The organism is Pseudomonas sp. B392_1p (assembly GCF_052245235.1).
Lineage (GTDB): Bacteria > Pseudomonadota > Gammaproteobacteria > Pseudomonadales > Pseudomonadaceae > Serpens > Serpens gallinarum.
Window position 1 is genome coordinate 14,252 of the sequence record NZ_JBQPXM010000011.1, and the last position, 17,796, is coordinate 32,047.

The following is a 17,796-nucleotide window of genomic DNA, read 5'->3' on the forward strand; positions in this document are numbered from 1 at the left end:
CAACTGCTTCTGCTCAATTTTTGAGCAGGAGAACACAGGGTGATCAGTATGGAAATGATGGGCAAAATTCGGCGGATGTATTTCCGCGACAAGCTGTCGCTGCATGAGATAGCCAAGCGCACCGGGCTGGCGCGCAACACGATTCGCAAGTGGGTCAGAGCACCTGAGGCCAAGCAGCCGGTGTACCAACGCCGCGCGATCTTTAACAAACTCAGCCCTTTTCACGTCACGCTAGAGCAGGCGCTAAAAGCCGATTCGCTGCGCCCCAAGCAACAGCGGCGCAGTGCCAAGGCGCTGTTGGCGCAAATCAAAGCCGATGGTTATGACGGTGGCTACAGCCAGCTCACCGCGTTTATCCGTGCCTGGCGAGGGGGACAGGGCAAGGCGTCGCAGGCCTTTGTGCCGCTGACCTTTGCTCTTGGCGAGGCGTTTCAGTTTGACTGGAGCGAGGAAGGCTTGCTGGTCGGCGGCATTTACCGGCGTATGCAGGTGGCACATCTGAAGCTGTGTGCCAGCCGTGCGTTCTGGCTTGTGGCGTATCCGAGCCAGGGCCATGAGATGTTATTTGACGCCCATACACGCTCGTTCGGCGCCTTGGGCGGCGTGCCGCGCCGGGGCATCTACGACAACATGAAGACCGCCGTCGACAAGGTCAATAAGGGCAAAGGCCGGGCGGTGAATGCACGCTTTGCGGTGATGTGCGCGCATTACCTGTTCGATCCGGACTTCTGCAACGTCGCCGCTGGTTGGGAAAAGGGCATCGTTGAAAAGAACGTGCAAGACAGCCGCAGGCGTATCTGGCTAGACGCCCAGGACTGTCAGTTTCACTCCTTCGAGGAACTCAATGCCTGGCTGGGCCAGCGCTGCCGCGCGCTTTGGAACGAGCTGACGCACCCTCAATACAGCGGGCTGAGTGTGGCCGAAGTGCTTGAGTTGGAGCGCGCTGAACTGATGCCTGTGCCAGCGCCATTCGACGGTTACGTCGAGCGGCCTGCGCGGGTCTCCAGCACCTGCTTGGTCAGCGTCGGGCGCAACCGCTACTCGGTGCCGTGTGAGTACGCGGGTAAGTGGGTCAGCAGCCGTTTGTATCCGACGCGAATCGAGGTGGTGGCTGACGACGCGCTGATCGCCAGCCATGTCCGCTTGCTGGATCGCGACCAGGTCAGCTATGACTGGCAGCACTACCTCCCGCTGATCGAACGCAAGCCCGGTGCGCTGCGCAACGGCGCGCCCTTTGCTGATCTGCCGGCGCCGCTGCGTCAGCTTAAGCACGGTCTGGGGCGTCATGCCGGCGGTGACCGGATCATGGCGCAAGTTCTGGCTGCCGTACCGGTCGCCGGGCTCGATGCCGTGCTGGTAGCCGTTGAGCTGGTACTGGAGAGCGGCAGCCTGAGCGCCGAACACATCCTCAATGTCGTGGCGCGCCTGGCCGCGACCGAACCACCACCCAGCGTCGAAACCCACTTGTCGCTCAAGGAAGCCCCCGTCGCTAACACGGCGCGCTACGACCGCCTGCGTGGCCAGGCCGAGGAGGTCGGTCATGCGTGATTTGATGGCGGAACTCAAGGAGCTGCGCCTGCACGGCATGGCCACGGCCTGGGCGGAGTTAACTGCACAGGGTGAGTCGAACACAGCCTCGTCCAAGTGGCTGCTCGAACACCTGCTGGAACAAGAGCACACAGATCGCGCCATGCGCTCGGTGAGCCACCAGATGAACATGGCCAAGCTGCCGATGCACCGCGATCTGGCCAGCTTCGATTTCAACGCCTCTAGCGCCGACGCACGCCTGATCAGCGAGCTGGCCAGCCTGGCCTTTACCGACACCGCGCAGAACGTGGTGCTGATCGGTGGGCCAGGCACCGGTAAAACCCACCTAGCCACCGCGCTGGCCGTGTCCGGCATCACCCGGCATGGCAAGCGCGTGCGCTTCTACTCCACGGTCGATCTGGTCAATCTGCTGGAGCGCGAAAAACACGACGGCAAAGCCGGGCGGATCGCCCAGGCACTGCTGCGCATGGATCTGGTCATCCTCGACGAACTGGGTTATCTGCCGTTCAGCCAGGCTGGCGGTGCGTTGCTGTTTCACCTGCTGTCCAAGCTGTACGAACACACCAGCGTGGTGATCACCACCAACCTGAGCTTCGCCGAATGGTCGAGCGTGTTCGGCGACGCCAAGATGACCACCGCCCTGCTGGATCGGCTGACCCACCACTGCCACATCGTCGAAACCGGTAACGAGTCCTATCGCCTGCAACACAGTAGCTTGGCGGCCCAGGCCAAGATCAAATCACGGGAGCGAAAGCGTAAGGGCGGCCAGGAACCGGAGGACGATGAGTCGTTCTGATTTCATGGTGACGACGGCCTGCTGCATGGCTGCATGTGGCAGGTCTTCAACAGCTGAACTGGGACAGCGAGGGAGTGGGTTCAAAAGCAGCTGCGCTGGTAGACTTATCCACAGTTGCTGGTAACAAAATCAGCAATCCGCCCTGGGTCAAATTTCAATCGGCAGGGTGGGTCAATTTTCCATCAGCGCCAACATCGCTAACCGGCCAGAAGCGGCCACTAATTTCTTGGCAATCAACAGCAGAAAAAGCATTATGGAAACAACTGCTCACGCGCAGTCCCATCTTCGGCGGCATGGATGCCTTGCTTATCTCACACAAGCATTCATTCCTGCTAGCTTTGGCGACATGCTGTGAAGCGCGGGCTTATGCCGCATTCGGCTATAACTGGCTTATACCGCGTTCGATATAACGTCGCAGCAGAAGGGAGTGAAAGATGCATAAAACACTGATCCGCAAGAGAAAAGTCAACATTGTTAGCGAAATGTTAGGCTGCGTATTAGTCGAGCGTTCGGTCTAATCACTGTTAGTGGCTTTTCTCCAGGTCATGTCAGGGTCACGAACGTTTGAAGTAATCCAGCAGTAATCCGACAGCTCCAGTGTTCGGCTAACGCCGTAGAAAGCACAATCTAGAGGTTGATTAACGAGATAGTAGATGGTCCGGTGAAACCGACTAAGAGAAAATTGTGAGTCTGTAACTGACGTTGTGACGCGGCCCGGAGAAATTATGATCGAGAGAGTTTTCAGAAGTAGTCGGTTTATGGTGTGGGTGGCAGTCGTTATCTGTGCGGTGTCATCTTTGCTCTTGTATGGTGCCTCGGTTAACATAATCTGGAATACCGCACTGGATGTAGTACGTGATATACCTGTCTCTGCTGGCGACGGCAAGAGCCTCGCGGTTCGCCTCCTGAAGCTGTTGGATCTCCTGCTGATCGCTATTACTTTTCAGATCATGGCGGTTAACCTGTATCGTCTGTTCATCCGTCCGGTGTCTGATGATGACAGAGAATCCCAAAACCCTCTGGACATTAAGAGCTTCCATGATTTGAAGATAACAGTAAGCCAAGTGGCTGTTGTGATACTGGTGGTTCTGTTCCTTGAGCAGGCGGTAGAGATTGGCGCTACGATCGCTACGTTATACTTTGGTGCTGCCATCGGTATCATTATTTTGGCCTCGGTATTCGCGTGGAAGAATATGAAAGACTGATGCACAGCACGCGGTTAGACGTCACCTGCTGGTTGCCTGAACTAGAGAGGCAACCACTCCGCAGAGAATGTAGGCGGCCAACGCTTCATGGGAGCCTGCTTTGGGCAAGAGCCAACGTCACGGGCGTCTGCCACTAACCAATCCAAGCATAGCGACACCATTTCGGTTGCGGCTTCGCCTTCACTACAAAGCTGCGCGTGTTGGCGGCGTTATGCGCATCCATAGAGAGGGTACTCTTATTATTGAAATCAGGAAGGCAGAAAAAGCGGACGTTCCTGCGATACTCGACCTTGTTCGAGGAAAAGCGGAATTCGATGGGTGTTTGAATTCGCTTCAATCTACGGAAGCTGACATTGAGGAAGCTTTCTTCTCCGAACAACCCAAGGCGTTTGCGCTCTTGGCCATGAAGTCAGGCGAGGCCGTGGGTATCGCGACGTACTACAGTATCTATTCCACGTTCATTGCCAAGCCTGGCATCTGGCTAGACGATCTGTTTGTCTATCCGCAGTTCCGGGGAAGCGGTGTGGGCGAAGCTCTACTCTCAGAGCTGTGTATCCTCGCTCAGAATACTGGCTGCGGGCGTATTGACTGGATCGTGGCTACCGACAATGATCGAGGAAGGAGCTTCTACGAGCGCTCGGGCGCTCGGATATTCGAAGAGGTACGGCGTGCCCGGTTAGATGAATGTGCGATCAACGCACTTGCAGAGAAAGCGCATAACAAAGCAATGCACCCGACAAGCGGGTGATTGCGGCGTTAGGCAAACACATGAAGATTTCAGCTGCAGCAAATACTCTCATTCCTGCCTTGCTAGTGCTAGAGCGAAACGGATATAAAATCACATCCTCAGAAGATGGCGAAACCTGGCCCTGCCTTTCGTAACCGCCGCTGTTTTTCCGGGCGGCGGTGACGGCCAGGCGGGGCGGCTTCGGTGGTTTTTTGTCCGTGGCGGCTTCACGTTTCGCGGTGTAAAGTGGCGCTGGGGTTGGTCGCTGTTTCGCCTGTGCGCCCATTCTCCGGCCTAACCCTACATTCGAGAGGGACTGGCCGATAAGCGTTCTTTTACGGCCTGCGGTTTCTTGAACTTTCGGGGCTCCGTTCACGTTTCGTGGCGGCCAGCCCCTCAATTTGAACGTTAGGCACAGTCAAACACGCAACAATCCAATTCTTTCAACCCAGAGGTCTCCCAACTATGAAAGTCAAACTTGTAGCATTAACAGCATTAGTCGCACTTACCTCAAATATTGCGAACGCAAACGAGCCCATCGTTGTAAATCAGGCAGTAATAGAGAAGGAAGCATTAACAGCTCAGCAAGCATGGTGTGCTGCTCTTCTTGATATCAACGCCGCATACGAAAAGGATGGAAAAGTAGCAGCGAGAGCATTGGCCGAGAAAGTCATAGATTCCGCTTACGCCTACCAAATGGGCGCAGTACTCTTTAAGCCTACGCTCACGGTGAACCCTCAAACATTTCGCCCCACACGTGCCGGTGCGCTATCTTATTTCGTTGGCGGTGACCCATCCTTCCCTGCCGACACAGGTTTTGCTCTAAAAGGCTGGAAAAAATGTGAGCCTGTCACTTCTGCTATTTTTCTTGATGGCAATAGCGCAATTACTATGGGGAAAGTTCACTTCACAGATAAAAATGGGAAAGTGACTACCGTTGACAAAACGTGGGGTTACGTTAAAGACGATGCGGGAAATTTGCGCATTAACCTTCACCATTCATCATTGGAGTACCAACCTAAGTAAATCCGCTATAAACCCATAGGCAGTGGAGTTGTTGCCTAACAAGTCATATATGGACTCTCCCCACAAGCAGTGAGCAAAGCTTTTCCTAACCCTGTCGTCAGCGCGGTTGCATTCGTATATCCGGCCTGTTTTGGGCTTTACCGCCCTGGCCACTCTGTAGTTCGCGCAGCGGGGGCCAAGCGTTCAATCGATCACGAAGATCATGATTGTTATCGGCCTTATTCCGTTGCAGGACTCGCCTGTTTCGACAGTGTTGCTGCTCACCACAACCACAAGAAAACCATCACGCCGTGCTGATTACTCCGCCGTCAGGCGGGCTTTACGCTTTGCCAGTCGCCACTGAAACGCCGCTCGTTGCACCACACAGCCCAGCAAATCCTTACCAATTTATTGGCCAGCGCCACAGCTGCTTTGTTGTGACCGATACGTGCCGCTGTCTCGACGGTCCAGCGTTGTAACTGGGTCAGTTTCTCCGGCGTGCGGGCCTTACATCGCTGTGCAGCCAGCAAGGCCGCTCGCGAACCGTGGATCAATAAGGTGCGCACATAGACGTTGCCCTGTCGGCTGATGTGGCCCAGTTTACGTCGGTCGCCGCTGCTGAATTCACGCGGTGTCATGCCCAACCAAGCGCTGAGTTGGCGGCCATTAGTGAAACGCTCAGGCTTGCCTACTGCGGTTTTCAGGGCGCTGGCGGTTAGCAGACCAATACCGCTGACCTCATCGAGTTTACGTACCACTTCATCGTCGGCATGCCAGCGCTTAAGTTGCTGTTCGCACTCGACCATGCACTGTTCGTGCAGGTTAATTTCCGCCAGGACGATATGCAGTTGATGACTCAAAGGCGCGATCTCTGGACGCTCAACTAATTCATGAGCGGCACGGATAAACGCGGCGGTAGCAGTTGGGGCTTCGATACCCGCCTCGCGCAAAATACCGCGTAGTAGGTTGATGCGCTGGGTACGACTCTTCTTCCAGGTTTCGCGCATACCGTGAAGTTGCTGTAACAGCTGTTGCTCCTGGGTTTTCACCGGAACTGGATGAATATCTTTGCAACGCGAGGCTTCTAGCATGGCATCGCAGTCGTTACGGTCGGTTTTGTTGCGACGACGATAGGGCCGTACATAACGAGGATGAATCAGTTTTACCCGGTGGCCCAGCGCTTGCGCGACACGCCCCCAGTAGTGAGCCGTGCCACAGGCTTCCATCACCCACTCGACCGGCTCGGCTTGCTCCTGTATATATCGCCTAAACGCCTCTCGGTTCAGCCGCTTGTGCTGCACCACATGGCCGGAACGGACACTCTCGGCAACTTGGTAAACGGACTTGGCCAGATCAACCGCAATTCGCTTCATAACGTCTCTCCCAATGATCAGTCACCGCAGTTCTAGGTATAGAACCGTGGCGCGGGGAGAGTCCATTACAGCATTCCAGCGGACTGCCTACGGCAGCCGCTGAATTCCAACGTTAGGTTATCCGAGCAAAAGTGACCCGCCCCTCATTCCTCAGTCACTGTGAATGTCCGCTTCTGGCCGTTTCTGCCCGTCACGAATGACTGAAACAGGTCCCAAGCGGACAGTCAGAGGGGGCTGAGTTTGCATCTCAAAGGCTGTACTGGCTTGGCGTGAGCGGCGTGTGCAACGCCGCTTAAACTCGCTGCCTTTTCCAAGCCTGGCTGGCAATTACCAGCAACGTTACCGCTGTCAGCGGTAAAACATAGCCGATCATTGCATCGCCCAAGGTATCGGCGAACGGCCCGTCGGTGTTCGCCATCACCAGGTAGGTCGTATAGGCGACGTAATAGGCCAGGAACAGCAGACCTTCCCACCGGTTGATGCTGTAGCCGGTGAAAAATATAGGGAGACACGCCAGTGCCACTGCAATCATCACCGGAAAATCAAATGCCAGGGCACTGTCCGCCACCCCAATGGCCTGCGGTGCGACCAGCGCCGCCAAGCCCAGCACGCACAGCAAATTGAAAATGTTGCTACCGACGATGTTGCCCACCGCGATGTCCCGTTCACCGCGAATGGCGGCAAGTATTGAGGTGGCAAGTTCCGGCAGCGAGGTGCCCACGGCAATCACGGTTAAGCCGATCACCAGTTCTGACAGTCCCAGCGCACGCGCCAGCGATATGGCACCTGCAACCAGGAAGTTGGAGCCGACCACCAGCAAAACCAGACCAAGGACTACCAAGCCAGCGTTGATGAGACTGGAGTAACGCTTGGGGTGCGCGTCGACAGCGAACTCTTTGGCAAACTCGTCATCCGGAGTGGTTTTGGCGTTTGCACGGCGGCTGCTTATGATCAGAAACAGCGTGTAGCCGATTATTGCGGCAAACAGCAGGGAGCCATCCAAACGGCTCAGCGTGCCGTCCCACGCCAGTGCATAGGTGACCAGGCTGGCGCCGATCATGATCGGCACATCAAGCCGGATCAGTTGACGAGAGACAATCAGCGGAGCGATCAACGCCGTGATGCCGAGAATGAACAATACGTTGGCGATGTTGCTACCGACCACGTTGCCTATCGCAATATCGCCGCTGCCATTCAGCGTCGCCTGCATACTCACCGCCGTCTCAGGCGCGCTGGTGCCGAAGGCAACCACGGTTAAACCGATGATCAGCGGCGGGATGCCGAACTGAGCCGCAAGCTTGGCTGCGCCGCGCACCAGCACTTCGGCACCGGTGACAAGCAGCACCAGACCCGCTATCAAATAAACAAACGTCATCAAGTTCACGGAACGGGTGCTCCAAAAGTGAGGGAGATCCAGCGCTCTGCAGGTGTAGGCACATACTAGATCACCCTATTATAAGGCGCGGTGGCCATCTACGGCTATAGTTACCTAGTCATTACGTGGCGCAGTGCAGCCCCTTCGATTTAATGACCGCCCGCACATAATCTGCACTGGCTGCTTCTGGCCGGTTTCTGCCTCTTACTACAAGAGCGCAGCGCTTGCTTGTCCATCAAAAACCAATGCCATCCATCCTCAGCCGTAAGCAAAGACCTCGAATTTGAGCCTTCTTGACGCGCCTGAGCACCGCTGCTTAAGTCCCTCGGGCAAGCCCCGTCATTGACGGCCAAGCCAGATAGCCACGACCTTCAAGGCTATGCCCGCAAGGGTTGGTCAACCCCAGTGCGAACAGCGCTCGGCAGCTCGCACGGTCACTTCGGTGATGAGCGCCACTTTCATACTGCAGGCCTTTGCCCGCCCTTCTAACACCGCCATGGGATCCGCTTTGGATCTTCGCTTCCTGCTGTCTGCCCCCGATGGGATTCATCCCTACGGGGTGATTCCCCCACACATCCTGGAGAATCGTCATGACACAGAACACCTCCGAAGAACCGAAGTACTTCGATCTGCACGCCCGCGGTATCGGTTACCTGAACCGCATTCGCGAGGTCCAGGTACGTCGTGGGCCTGGTTTTATGGCCTGCGATATCGCCGCGCTGTATGGCCCGGCTGATGCCGCTCAATACACCCGCTTCGACTGCAAGGTATCCGGCGCGGAAGCCGAACGCCTGGTGCGACGCTGCTGGGATGCCGTAAATGCTCAGAAGAAAGTGCTGGTGGCGTTTCGCATCGGCGACCTGTGGGTCGATCCGTTCCTCTATGAGAAAGGCGAGAAGACCCGTCAGCCAGGCGCAAGCCTGAAAGCCCGCCTGTTGTATCTGGGCTGGATCAAGATTGACGGCCAGTTGGTCTACAAAGCCGAGCCGCGTCCTCAGGAAGCGGTTGTCGAGCCCAGCAAGCCTGAACCGGCGGAAGCAATCGCACCACAACCTGAGCAGTCCGCACCGACACCCACCCCGAAACCCAAGCCCGCCCGACAGCGCGCCCGCAGTAGCTCCAAGACCAAAACAGCAGCCACGACGTAACGGCTGAGTCTTACCCATACCCACCCTGGCAGGATCATCACCCTGCCAGGGCGGTGTTTCCTGCCCCCATTCGCAGGAGACTCACCATGAACGCACCCCTTTGTCTGGTGGAAACCGAGGATTTGCAGCGTACCGAGGAGGACCGAATCATCGAGGAAGCCTCGCTGATCTTGGATCGACGCATGTTTACCCGTGGACCGTTGTTGTACTCGCCTCAGGATGTACGGGACTTTCTGAAACTGAAACTGGCCGGCCACGAGCATGAGGTATTCGCCAGCGTATTTCTGGACAACCGCCACCGGGTGATTGCATTCGAGGAGCTGTTTTTCGGCACCGTTGACGGCGCCAGCGTGTACCCCCGGCAATTGGTCAAGCGTGCGCTGCATTGGAATTGCGCCGCGTTGATCATCACCCACAACCACCCTTCCGGCTGCAGTGAACCCAGCCAGGCGGATCGCCAACTGACCGAGCGCCTTAAGGACGCGCTGGCCCTGGTCGATGTGCGCGTGCTGGATCACTTCATCGTCGGCGCAGGCCGTCCCCTTTCATTGGCCGAATACGGCTGGCTGTAACGCAACGGCGCCCACGGGCGCCGTTGTTGTCTGCGTGGCATAAAAGCGAGGTAACGGGTTTCGGTTTTTCGCATGCCAGACCTGCCGGGATCTGCCAACGTCAGGCCTTCCCTACGGATACCTGCCCATGTCTCATCAGCTCATGCTTGTGTCAGTCATCACCCTGCTTGCCGGTTGCGCCGCTCAGTCGGTCCCGGAAGCGAGCAGCGCCCCGACCGCCAACGCCGAAACGCGCGCACCGCTGCGAATTACCCAGGGGCGCTACACCAGGGTCAGCACCGAGCCGCTGCCCGCACAGCACGATCTGATCGCCCAGATCATCGACATCCGCATCCCCGCCAGCCTGAACCCGACCGTGGGCGAGGCGCTGCGGCATCTGCTGCAACGTACCGGCTACAGCCTCTGCGCGGAGCCGAGCGATGGGCCGACACTGTATCGGCATGCCCTGCCGGCAGCTCACTACCAGCTCGGCCCCCTTCCCCTGAAACAGGCACTGCAACTGCTCGGAGGTCCGGCCTGGCAGCTCACTGTTGATGACCGCGAGCGGCAGGTGTGTTTCCACCTACGCGCTGACCTCGATACCCAGGCATCACAGGCATCCACAGGAGACCGCCCATGAAATCCCGGTACTGGGCTGCCGCCCTTTTGGGCGTCGGTACGTGGGTAATGATCGGCGGTGGCTTCCTCTATCACCAGCAGCGTCTGGATGCACTGCAACGGCTGCAGCTGGACGCTACCCAGGTATTAACCCTCCAGGGTGAACTTAATGCGCTGCGATTCACCCAGGCTCAGCTGCAGATCGAGCTGGATGAACTGGCCAACCAGCTGACCACGTTGAACCGCGAACACGCCCAGCTTGATGAGCGCCTCGCCGTCCAACAGGCTCAGCTAACGGCGTTGCTGAACCCTCCCGAAGATCCGCGCTGGCAAACTCTGTTCCGACGCATTGAGCAGTTGGAAACCCGTTCCGCCCAGCCGCCCAAACCGGCCGCCGCCGTTCGCAAGCCAGCACCTCGCCCTGCGCCAGCGCGTTTTGCCCTCGCACTGCCCGCGCTGCCCCTGCTGATTGGTCTTGAGCTGCGCGGTCCCGAACGCTTTCTGGCGGTCGCACCGGCTGGCAGTCAGACGCTCAAGGAGGTGCGTCTGCTGCGCAGTGGCGACCGCTTCGGTGCCTGGACATTGCAGCGCCTCGACCGCCAGGCCGCCGTCTTCGCCTCCCCCGGTCAGCCTGACCAGACCCTGGCCCTGCCCTGAGGTGCTGCCTATGCCCGTTATCTTACTGGTACTGCTTGGCCTGCTTGCCGGCAGCGCTCATGCCGAGCCGGCAGAAACTCAGCGACTCAACAGCACGCGGCTCGATCTGCAACAAAGCGGCAGCGAAGCCGCCGAGACCTGGGGTCTGACCGAGCAGGAATGGTCCCGCTTCGAGGAAATCCAGCGCGGTCCGCGCGGCTTCTGGAGCCCGAACCTGGACCCGCTCACCGCGCTGGGCGTAGAGGCCCATAACGATGCCGAACGCCAGCGCTACGCCGAGCTGCAGGTGCGCCTCGAAGCCCAGCGCGCCGAGCGCGAACTGGCCTACCAGCGCGCCTACGACGACGCCTGGCAGCGTGTCTATCCGGGATTGCTACCCATCCAGGGCACCACGACGCCCCTGCACAGTCCGGTGGCCGGCACTCCGGTGGCCAGCCGTCTCCAGCTGTTCGTCAAACCCGATTGTCCGCCGTGCCTGCAACGGGCCCGGGAGCTGCAGGCGCGCAACACCGACTTCGACCTGCACCTGGTCGACAGCCACAACGATGACGGTCTGTTGCGCGACTGGGCGCGCCAGGCCGGCATTCAGCCCGCCCGTGTTCAGCGCCAACAGATCACCCTCAACCATGATCGCGGCCAGTGGCAGCGCCTGGGCAAAGACACCCAAATGCCGGCCAGCTTCCAGCAGCGGGAGGGGCAATGGCAGCGCCTCGACTGAGCTTGCTCCTGCTGGCCCTGTTCGGCAGCGCCCAGGCCCGGGAAATTCCACCGCCGGCCTACCAACAGATTGCCCGCCAGATCGGCATGCCCGCCGAAGTGCTCTACGCCATCGCCCTGCAGGAAAGCGCCCTTCATGTACGCGGTCAGCTGCGCCCCTGGCCCTGGACGCTGAACGTCGCCGGGAGGCCCAGGCGCTTCGCCAACCATCGCACCGCCTGCCAGGCACTTCACCAAGCGTTGGCATCCACTGCCCCCAAACGCATCGACATCGGCCTGGCGCAGATAAACTGGGGCTATCACCGCCAGCGCTTCAGCAGCCCCTGCAGCGCGTTACGACCTACGATCAACCTGACCGTGGCCGCGCACCTGCTGCGCGAACACCATCGGCACACTGGCGATTGGCTGCTGGCCGCCGGTCGTTACCACCGCCCCGCCGGCGGCACTCCGGCCGCCCGCTACCGAGCTGGGGTGGCGCGCCATCTGGCCAGGCTGCAGTTCCCTCTCCACCTCGCATCGGACGCGCCCCCATGACCTCAGCCCGCACTCTCGCCCACGCCCTTCTTTTAACCCTCACCGGTGGCAGCACCCTGGCCACTGCCCAGCCGACGTCACAACGCTGGGACATACGACACGATGAAAGCAGCATGCTGCCGGTCAGCAGCCCCAGCCTCAGTCCCGGCGAAGTCGAGTCGCGCGATCTGGAGCTACCCGCGCTCACACGTCTGTTCCTGGTTGGCGACGATCCTCGCTCGCTGGCCTGGCTGGCCGAGCATGTCGAGAGCCTGCGCCAACTCGGCGCCGCCGGCCTGGCGGTGGAAGTGGCCGACCTGCCGGCGTTGGAGCGCATCCGCAGGGCCGGCCCGGGCCTGACCATCCTGCCGATCAGCGGCGAAGACCTCGGTCAGCGCCTGGGCTTGCGCCACTACCCGGTGCTGATTCGCGCCAACCGCCTGGAACAGTGAGCCATGGCCGAGCACGCGCTGGAGTCACGGCTGCGCCCGGCCGTTGAGCTGTACAGCGTGGCCGTTTGCGCCGCTGCCGCCCTGCTTTGTTTGCAGGCGCCCTGGGCCGTTGCCTTGTCGCCACAACTGGGCCGCTGGAGTGCGGCGGGCTTTGCCCTGTTCGGTCTGCTTCGCCTGCGCCAGGCCGGGCAGGTGTTGCGTTATCGCCGGCACATCCGCCGTCTGCCGCGCTATGCCCTGACCAGCCGACAGATTCCGCTCAGCCGCCAGCGGCTGTTCATGGGACGCGGTTTTCGCTGGACGCAACTGCACACCCAGCGCCTCGTCGACACCCAGGATCCCGCCGTCGCCCGTTACCTGCGCCAACCCTGGCCGTACCGCCTGGCCAGAAACCTCGAGCAGCGCCTAGAACACAGCCCACCACCTCTGTCCTGGCTGACATGCCTGACCGCCCGCGACAGTCCGTTCAATCCGCTGCGCCCTCTGCCGCCGGTGGGCGGCTCGCCGCTGCTGCATGGCGTGGAGCCCAACGAGGTGAACGTAACGCTGCCCTTGACCGAACGTGTCGGCCATACCCTGGTGCTGGGCACCACCCGCGTCGGCAAGACGCGCCTGGCCGAGCTGTACATCACCCAGGACATTCACCGCGGCGAGGTGTGCATTGTTTTCGATCCCAAGGGCGACGCCGACCTGCTCAAGCGCATCTACGTCGAGGCGCGCCGCGCCGGCCGTGAACGCGAGCTGTATGTCTTTCACCTGGGCTGGCCGGACATCTCCTGTCGCTACAACGCCATCGGCCGTTTCAGCAGGGTCACCGAGGTGGCCTCGCGCATCGCCGGGCAGCTCAGCGCTGAAGGCAATTCGGCGGCGTTTCGGGAGTTCGCCTGGCGTTTTGTCAATATCATCGCCCGCGCCTTGGTCGACCTGGGCCGGCGCCCGGACTACCTGCAGATCCAGCGCCATGTGATCAATATCGACGCGCTGTTCATTGAGTACGCCGAGCACTTCTTCGCCCGCCACGACAGCGAGGCCTGGCCGCAGATCCTCGCGCTGGAAAGCCGGATCAACGAGCGCAACATCCCCCGCCACATGCAGGGCCGCGAACGACGCGTGGTCGCCATCGAGCAGTACCTGGCCACGAAACGGGTGTTCGACCCGGTACTCGACGGCCTGCGCTCGGCGGTGCGCTACGACCGCACCTACTTCGACAAGATCGTCGCCAGCCTGCTGCCGCTGCTGGAAAAACTCACTACCGGCAAGACCGCACAATTGCTGGCTCCGGACTACTCCGATCTTAACGACCCACGGCCGATCTTCGACTGGCTGCAAGTGAGCCGCAAAGGCGGCATCGTCTACGTCGGCCTGGATGCGCTGAGCGATGCCGAAGTCGCGGCCGCCGTGGGCAACTCGATGTTCGCCGACCTGGTGTCAGTTGCCGGTCACCTTTATAAGCACGGCCTCGACCACGGCCTGCCGCCCACCAATAAGCCCCAGCGCCAGGTGCCGATCAATCTGCACGCCGACGAGTTCAACGAACTGATGGGCGATGATTTCATTCCGCTGATCAACAAGGGCGGCGGCGCCGGCATTCAGGTTACCGCCTACACGCAGACGCTGAGCGACATCGAGGCGCGCCTGGGCAACCGCGCCAAGGCCGGACAGGTGATCGGCAACTTCAATACCCTGCAGATGCTACGTGTGCGCGAAACCGCCACCGCCGAACTGCTCACCCAGCAACTGCCTAGGGTCAACGTACTGACCAAGACGCTGGTGTCCGGCGCCACAGACACGGCCGACCCCAGCGCCAGCACCGACTTCACCTCCTCCTCGCAGGATCGGGTCAGCAGCACAGGTGTGCCACTGCTGGAGCCGGCGCACCTGGTCAGCCTGCCCAAGGGCCAGGCGTTCTCCTTTCAGGAAGGAGGCCAGCTGTGGAAGGTCCGCATACCGCTGCCCAAGCCGGCCCCCGACGACGCCATGCCGGATAATCTGCAAGAACTCGCCCGACTCATGCGCGCCAGCTACAACGACAACGCCGGACAGTGGTGGCGAGCAGCAAGCAGCTCCACAATTCAGCAACCGGATGCGCTGGATAATCCCGCCGCGCCGCAAGCGCACTGAACATGGCCAGCCCGGCGACTACCGCCCAGCCAACGCAACGCCAGAGCCTGCTCGGCAAACTGTTCAGCCTACCCGGCAAAGTCATCGGTCTGCTGCTGGTGTCGCTGCTGTGTTCACTGCTGATCGAATACGCCGGCATGCTGTGGTTCTGGCCAGACGAAGGCTGGCGGCACAGCCAGGCCATGCTGCACGCCGAACTCGGCTGGTTGGGCGAGCAGTTCCAGCGCTCGCTGCTGCTACAAACTCCCGAAGCCAGCACCCGAGCGGCCCTCGACTGGCTGCACAGCACTCTGTTTGAGCGCAGCGGCCTGCTCGACTACGCGCACCAGGCGCGAGCCAAAAACCAAGAAAGGAGCCTGACCGGCCTACTCACGCAGCTTTACCTACTTATCGAAGACTTCGTGCTGGCCAGCCTCTTCGTCACCCTGACATTCGCCGTGAGAATCATCATCCTCACCCTGGCGATGCCGCTGTTCGCCCTGGCCATGTTCACCGGCCTGGTCGATGGCCTCATGCGCCGCGACCTGCGCAAGTTCGGCGCCGGGCGCGAAAGCAGCTTCATCTACCACCGCGCCAAAGGTGTGCTCACCCCGCTGCTGGTGACGCCCTGGATCCTCTACCTGGCCTTGCCAGTGAGCCTCAACCCGCTATGGATCCTGCTGCCCTGTGCCGCCATGCAGGGTGCAGCTGTGGCAATCACGGCGGCGACGTTCAAGAAATATCTGTGAAGCGTACCTGGTTGAAAGCTCTGGTGATGAAGAACAGAAAAGCTCGATTGCATGGCTGGGCTTGTTAGATGGGTGGTGCGATTATCAAAGGCAAGGAACCGCTGCGCTACGCAACGGTGGGAAAAATCAGCGCGTCCCTAAGGAGTAACCAATGAAAAAGCTTATTTCGGTAACCATGCTGGCGTCCTGCCTATTGGCCGGGGCAAACGTTTCACAGGCCTCGATGCGCTGTGGAAACAATCTGATAAATGAGGGAGACAATAAATTTGAAGTGATTCAGAAATGCGGAGAGCCAGATAAGCGAGAAACCTTTGACCCTCTCATTGGTAGTGACAACCAGCCTGCTAACAAGTCCGTAAGCGTGGAAAACTGGATGTACGGCCCCAACAACGGGATGTACCGCTACCTGAAATTCATCGACGGTATTCTGGTGAAGATCGAAAGCCGTCGCCAGTGAGTGTCACAGGATTGTCTGCGTTCTCCCTGAATAGACGCGCCAAGCCAAAACGGTGGACACGGCCTCTGCCCTAGCGGCTTGCAAACTTTATCTGCTCAACGATCACCATCCTGCCTTGTCGGGAAAGTATTATCGCTGAGTTTGAGCTAACGCTTGCTGGCTGACTGGTAGACCGCGCCACGCTCCCGCTTGCCCACGGCTACTACCACTACAACCACTCGCTCATCCTCGACCCGATAAACCAGGCGATAACCCGATGCACGCAGCTTGATCTTGTAGTGGCCCGGCATATCCCTTAAGGCATCGGCCTGTACCTTGGGCGCTTCCAAACGCTCCCGTAGCTTTTTCTTGATTTGCTCGCGCACCGTATGGCCAAGCTTTTCCCATTCCTTGAGCGCAGAAGGAAGGAACTCAAGCTTATAGGTCATCCAGACTTACCGGGACGGCCTTCTCGCCGGAGCGGGCTTTAGCAATTTCAACCAAATCCAAGTCATCCAGGCGCTCCATCATCTGCTCATACAGATCAGCCGGAACCATGTAGCCCATGACACGATTGTGGTTGAGCACAGCGACCGGCATCCCAGCGGCGCCGGCCATGACGCCAGATGGATTTTTTTTCAGTTCGGAAACGCTTACCGCAACGTCCGCTAAAATATTCTGCATATATAAGCCCTCTATTTAGCGCCCGATTCTGGTCTTTTTATACATTAAGGGCAAGCTCAAAAGCCCCCTCTGTTGGCTGATCAAGCCCCGCATAAAGCGAGTCTTTCTCTTTCAGTTTTTCGACTGACAACCTCCTCATGGATGCCAATGATGCCCGCACACTCAACGGGGCATCGTCATGCACAACCTCTTCACCCTCGCACTGCTCGGCCTGCACATCGTCGCCAGCACACCCATGGCGCTGGCCACTTCCGCTGACGAGCACACGCGGCTTGCCCTGCTGCTTGAGCAACTGCGCCAGGTAGAAGCCCTGAGCGATGAAGCCAAAGACAGTGCCTCTCAAGTGCAACACGAGCGCTACGCCTTCGACTACCCCCGCTTCACCCACGACCTCGAGCGCCTGCGCGAAGGTATCACCGACTACCTGCACCCTTCCCGCGCACAGCCGCGTGATCCCGTCGAACTGAGCGGCAACTACCGCCGCGAATCCCCCGAGGCCCAGCCATGAGCATGAGCCCCGCCCAGACCAGCGCCTTCGAAATCGCCAGCGGCTACTCCGCCACTGATAGCGCCAGCCTGTGGCTAGCTTTGGTCTCCACCCTGGCCTTGCTGTGGTGCGCCTGGGTGTTATGGAGCGGCTATCGCGGCTGGGCAACCGGAGCGCTGTCGTTCGGTGCCTTCGGCGGGTCGGCGGCGCGGGTGCTGCTGGCCTGGCTGGTACTGATGTTCTTCATCCTTTCCTGACCCCCACGGAGATCCACCCATGCGCCCTGCCCCGTTCGATGTGCAACGCAAGCTGTATGACCGGCTCACCCTGCGCCTGTTGGCGGCCTACCTGCTGCTGATGCCCGGCCTGTCCTTCGCCGACCTGCCCACCATGGAGCCGCCGTCGCGCGGCGCCGGTACCGGCCTGGTAGAAACCATCAAGAACTACGCCTATGACGGCGGCATCCTGCTCGGCCTGATGATTGCGCTGCTGGCCTTCCTCGGTGTGGCCTGGCATTCATTAACCGTGTACGCCGACGTGCAAAATCAGCGCAAGACCTGGAAGGACCTGGGCGCGGTGGTCGGCGTCGGGGCCTTGCTGGTGGTGGTGATCATCTGGTTCCTGACCCAGGCCGCCGAGATCCTTTGAGGAACGC

Annotated in this window: 23 protein-coding genes; 19 read left to right on the forward strand and 4 right to left on the reverse strand. The window is 59.6% G+C overall.

What is annotated here, in order from left to right; all coding sequences use genetic code 11:
- Positions 1 to 48: 48 nt before the first annotated feature.
- The 6 genes from istA to ACTV8E_RS15380 all read left to right on the forward strand — a co-directional run bounded on the left by istA (position 49) and on the right by ACTV8E_RS15380 (position 5,302).
- The gene (gene istA, locus ACTV8E_RS15355) at positions 49 to 1,548 is read left to right on the forward strand and encodes an IS21-like element ISPst3 family transposase (protein WP_023444720.1); all 1,500 of its coding nucleotides are present in this window, start codon (positions 49 to 51) and stop codon (positions 1,546 to 1,548) included.
- Positions 1,541 to 2,344, forward strand: coding sequence for an IS21-like element ISPst3 family helper ATPase IstB (gene istB / locus ACTV8E_RS15360; RefSeq protein WP_013983804.1), 804 nt, complete (start codon positions 1,541 to 1,543; stop codon positions 2,342 to 2,344). Before istA ends, istB begins: the two co-directional genes overlap by 8 nt.
- A gap of 35 nt (positions 2,345 to 2,379) precedes the next feature.
- Entirely contained in the window at positions 2,380 to 2,754 is a 375-nt protein-coding gene (locus tag ACTV8E_RS15365; RefSeq protein ID WP_443200065.1) for a hypothetical protein, read from the forward strand.
- Positions 2,755 to 3,069: 315 nt separating this feature from the next.
- Positions 3,070 to 3,549, forward strand: coding sequence for a YqhA family protein (locus tag ACTV8E_RS15370; protein WP_274089663.1), 480 nt, complete (start codon positions 3,070 to 3,072; stop codon positions 3,547 to 3,549).
- A gap of 100 nt (positions 3,550 to 3,649) precedes the next feature.
- Positions 3,650 to 4,297 (forward strand): GNAT family N-acetyltransferase, encoded by a 648-nt coding sequence (locus ACTV8E_RS15375; RefSeq protein ID WP_015278138.1) that lies wholly within the window; start codon positions 3,650 to 3,652, stop codon positions 4,295 to 4,297.
- Positions 4,298 to 4,741: 444 nt separating this feature from the next.
- Positions 4,742 to 5,302: a hypothetical protein gene (locus ACTV8E_RS15380; RefSeq protein WP_443200066.1), complete on the forward strand. Its 561-nt coding sequence runs from the start codon at positions 4,742 to 4,744 to the stop codon at positions 5,300 to 5,302.
- Positions 5,303 to 5,610: 308 nt separating this feature from the next.
- Here ACTV8E_RS15380 and ACTV8E_RS15385 read toward each other — a convergent pair whose 3' ends face one another.
- The gene (locus tag ACTV8E_RS15385) at positions 5,611 to 6,654 is read right to left on the reverse strand and encodes an IS110-like element ISPpu25 family transposase (RefSeq protein ID WP_322947599.1); all 1,044 of its coding nucleotides are present in this window, start codon (positions 6,652 to 6,654) and stop codon (positions 5,611 to 5,613) included.
- 292 nt (positions 6,655 to 6,946) lie between these two features.
- Positions 6,947 to 8,038, reverse strand: coding sequence for a calcium/sodium antiporter (locus ACTV8E_RS15390; protein WP_443200067.1), 1,092 nt, complete (start codon positions 8,036 to 8,038; stop codon positions 6,947 to 6,949).
- A 581-nt stretch (positions 8,039 to 8,619) separates the two neighbouring features.
- On the opposite strand from ACTV8E_RS15390, the gene ACTV8E_RS15395 reads away from it, so the two are divergent.
- The 10 genes from ACTV8E_RS15395 (at position 8,620) to ACTV8E_RS15440 (ending at position 15,991) form a co-directional block, all read left to right on the forward strand.
- Positions 8,620 to 9,177, forward strand: coding sequence for an STY4534 family ICE replication protein (locus ACTV8E_RS15395; protein WP_443200068.1), 558 nt, complete (start codon positions 8,620 to 8,622; stop codon positions 9,175 to 9,177).
- Positions 9,178 to 9,263: 86 nt separating this feature from the next.
- A complete protein-coding gene (gene radC, locus ACTV8E_RS15400; RefSeq protein ID WP_443200069.1) occupies positions 9,264 to 9,749 on the forward strand; it encodes a RadC family protein in 486 nt (161 codons plus the stop codon).
- A 127-nt stretch (positions 9,750 to 9,876) separates the two neighbouring features.
- Complete coding sequence (gene pilL2 / locus ACTV8E_RS15405; protein WP_443200070.1) at positions 9,877 to 10,368, forward strand: PFGI-1 class ICE element type IV pilus protein PilL2; 492 nt, start codon at positions 9,877 to 9,879, stop codon at positions 10,366 to 10,368.
- A complete protein-coding gene (locus ACTV8E_RS15410) occupies positions 10,365 to 11,003 on the forward strand; it encodes a hypothetical protein (protein ID WP_443200071.1) in 639 nt (212 codons plus the stop codon). The genes pilL2 and ACTV8E_RS15410 overlap by 4 nt, the downstream gene beginning before the upstream one ends.
- 10 nt (positions 11,004 to 11,013) lie before the next feature.
- Positions 11,014 to 11,721 (forward strand): TIGR03759 family integrating conjugative element protein, encoded by a 708-nt coding sequence (locus tag ACTV8E_RS15415; RefSeq protein ID WP_443200072.1) that lies wholly within the window; start codon positions 11,014 to 11,016, stop codon positions 11,719 to 11,721.
- Positions 11,703 to 12,254: a transglycosylase SLT domain-containing protein gene (locus ACTV8E_RS15420; protein WP_443200073.1), complete on the forward strand. Its 552-nt coding sequence runs from the start codon at positions 11,703 to 11,705 to the stop codon at positions 12,252 to 12,254. The genes ACTV8E_RS15415 and ACTV8E_RS15420 overlap by 19 nt, the downstream gene beginning before the upstream one ends.
- On the forward strand, positions 12,251 to 12,685 hold the full coding sequence (locus tag ACTV8E_RS15425) for an integrating conjugative element protein (protein ID WP_443200074.1): 435 nt from the start codon (positions 12,251 to 12,253) through the stop codon (positions 12,683 to 12,685). The genes ACTV8E_RS15420 and ACTV8E_RS15425 overlap by 4 nt, the downstream gene beginning before the upstream one ends.
- A gap of 3 nt (positions 12,686 to 12,688) precedes the next feature.
- Entirely contained in the window at positions 12,689 to 14,806 is a 2,118-nt protein-coding gene (gene traD / locus ACTV8E_RS15430; protein ID WP_443200075.1) for a type IV conjugative transfer system coupling protein TraD, read from the forward strand.
- A gap of 2 nt (positions 14,807 to 14,808) precedes the next feature.
- Positions 14,809 to 15,534 (forward strand): TIGR03747 family integrating conjugative element membrane protein, encoded by a 726-nt coding sequence (locus ACTV8E_RS15435; RefSeq protein WP_443200076.1) that lies wholly within the window; start codon positions 14,809 to 14,811, stop codon positions 15,532 to 15,534.
- Between the two features lie 151 nt (positions 15,535 to 15,685).
- Entirely contained in the window at positions 15,686 to 15,991 is a 306-nt protein-coding gene (locus ACTV8E_RS15440) for a DUF2845 domain-containing protein (protein WP_443200077.1), read from the forward strand.
- Between the two features lie 146 nt (positions 15,992 to 16,137).
- Here ACTV8E_RS15440 and ACTV8E_RS15445 read toward each other — a convergent pair whose 3' ends face one another.
- The gene (locus ACTV8E_RS15445; RefSeq protein ID WP_443200078.1) at positions 16,138 to 16,419 is read right to left on the reverse strand and encodes a type II toxin-antitoxin system RelE family toxin; all 282 of its coding nucleotides are present in this window, start codon (positions 16,417 to 16,419) and stop codon (positions 16,138 to 16,140) included.
- Positions 16,409 to 16,654: a type II toxin-antitoxin system prevent-host-death family antitoxin gene (locus ACTV8E_RS15450; protein WP_443200079.1), complete on the reverse strand. Its 246-nt coding sequence runs from the start codon at positions 16,652 to 16,654 to the stop codon at positions 16,409 to 16,411. Before ACTV8E_RS15450 ends, ACTV8E_RS15445 begins: the two co-directional genes overlap by 11 nt.
- A 178-nt stretch (positions 16,655 to 16,832) precedes the next feature.
- Here ACTV8E_RS15450 and ACTV8E_RS15455 point away from each other — a divergent pair, with 178 nt between their 5' ends.
- From ACTV8E_RS15455 to ACTV8E_RS15465, 3 genes are read left to right on the forward strand one after another with little or no spacing between them, the layout of a single operon-like run.
- Positions 16,833 to 17,162 (forward strand): integrative conjugative element protein, RAQPRD family, encoded by a 330-nt coding sequence (locus ACTV8E_RS15455; RefSeq protein ID WP_443200080.1) that lies wholly within the window; start codon positions 16,833 to 16,835, stop codon positions 17,160 to 17,162.
- Positions 17,159 to 17,398 carry a TIGR03758 family integrating conjugative element protein gene (locus ACTV8E_RS15460; RefSeq protein ID WP_443200081.1) on the forward strand — a complete coding sequence of 80 codons (240 nt, stop codon included), beginning with the start codon at positions 17,159 to 17,161 and terminating at the stop codon, positions 17,396 to 17,398. The genes ACTV8E_RS15455 and ACTV8E_RS15460 overlap by 4 nt, the downstream gene beginning before the upstream one ends.
- Positions 17,399 to 17,417: 19 nt before the next feature.
- Positions 17,418 to 17,789, forward strand: a complete 372-nt coding sequence (locus tag ACTV8E_RS15465; protein ID WP_443200082.1) for a TIGR03745 family integrating conjugative element membrane protein — start codon at positions 17,418 to 17,420, stop codon at positions 17,787 to 17,789.
- Positions 17,790 to 17,796: the final 7 nt, after the last annotated feature.

Coding starts and splice junctions, on each gene's coding strand:
- ACTV8E_RS15380 (WP_443200066.1), top strand. CDS start 4,742: ATGAAAGTCAAACTTGTAGCATTAACAGCATTAGTCGCACTTACCTCA.
- ACTV8E_RS15435 (WP_443200076.1), top strand. CDS start 14,809: ATGGCCAGCCCGGCGACTACCGCCCAGCCAACGCAACGCCAGAGCCTG.
- ACTV8E_RS15410 (WP_443200071.1), top strand. CDS start 10,365: ATGAAATCCCGGTACTGGGCTGCCGCCCTTTTGGGCGTCGGTACGTGG.
- ACTV8E_RS15420 (WP_443200073.1), top strand. CDS start 11,703: ATGGCAGCGCCTCGACTGAGCTTGCTCCTGCTGGCCCTGTTCGGCAGC.
- ACTV8E_RS15415 (WP_443200072.1), top strand. CDS start 11,014: ATGCCCGTTATCTTACTGGTACTGCTTGGCCTGCTTGCCGGCAGCGCT.
- ACTV8E_RS15460 (WP_443200081.1), top strand. CDS start 17,159: ATGAGCATGAGCCCCGCCCAGACCAGCGCCTTCGAAATCGCCAGCGGC.
- ACTV8E_RS15465 (WP_443200082.1), top strand. CDS start 17,418: ATGCGCCCTGCCCCGTTCGATGTGCAACGCAAGCTGTATGACCGGCTC.
- ACTV8E_RS15455 (WP_443200080.1), top strand. CDS start 16,833: ATGCACAACCTCTTCACCCTCGCACTGCTCGGCCTGCACATCGTCGCC.
- ACTV8E_RS15450 (WP_443200079.1), bottom strand. CDS start 16,654: ATGCAGAATATTTTAGCGGACGTTGCGGTAAGCGTTTCCGAACTGAAA.
- ACTV8E_RS15440 (WP_443200077.1), top strand. CDS start 15,686: ATGAAAAAGCTTATTTCGGTAACCATGCTGGCGTCCTGCCTATTGGCC.
- ACTV8E_RS15445 (WP_443200078.1), bottom strand. CDS start 16,419: ATGACCTATAAGCTTGAGTTCCTTCCTTCTGCGCTCAAGGAATGGGAA.
- radC (WP_443200069.1), top strand. CDS start 9,264: ATGAACGCACCCCTTTGTCTGGTGGAAACCGAGGATTTGCAGCGTACC.
- ACTV8E_RS15395 (WP_443200068.1), top strand. CDS start 8,620: ATGACACAGAACACCTCCGAAGAACCGAAGTACTTCGATCTGCACGCC.
- istB (WP_013983804.1), top strand. CDS start 1,541: ATGCGTGATTTGATGGCGGAACTCAAGGAGCTGCGCCTGCACGGCATG.
- ACTV8E_RS15370 (WP_274089663.1), top strand. CDS start 3,070: ATGATCGAGAGAGTTTTCAGAAGTAGTCGGTTTATGGTGTGGGTGGCA.
- istA (WP_023444720.1), top strand. CDS start 49: ATGGAAATGATGGGCAAAATTCGGCGGATGTATTTCCGCGACAAGCTG.
- ACTV8E_RS15385 (WP_322947599.1), bottom strand. CDS start 6,654: ATGAAGCGAATTGCGGTTGATCTGGCCAAGTCCGTTTACCAAGTTGCC.
- ACTV8E_RS15425 (WP_443200074.1), top strand. CDS start 12,251: ATGACCTCAGCCCGCACTCTCGCCCACGCCCTTCTTTTAACCCTCACC.
- pilL2 (WP_443200070.1), top strand. CDS start 9,877: ATGTCTCATCAGCTCATGCTTGTGTCAGTCATCACCCTGCTTGCCGGT.
- traD (WP_443200075.1), top strand. CDS start 12,689: ATGGCCGAGCACGCGCTGGAGTCACGGCTGCGCCCGGCCGTTGAGCTG.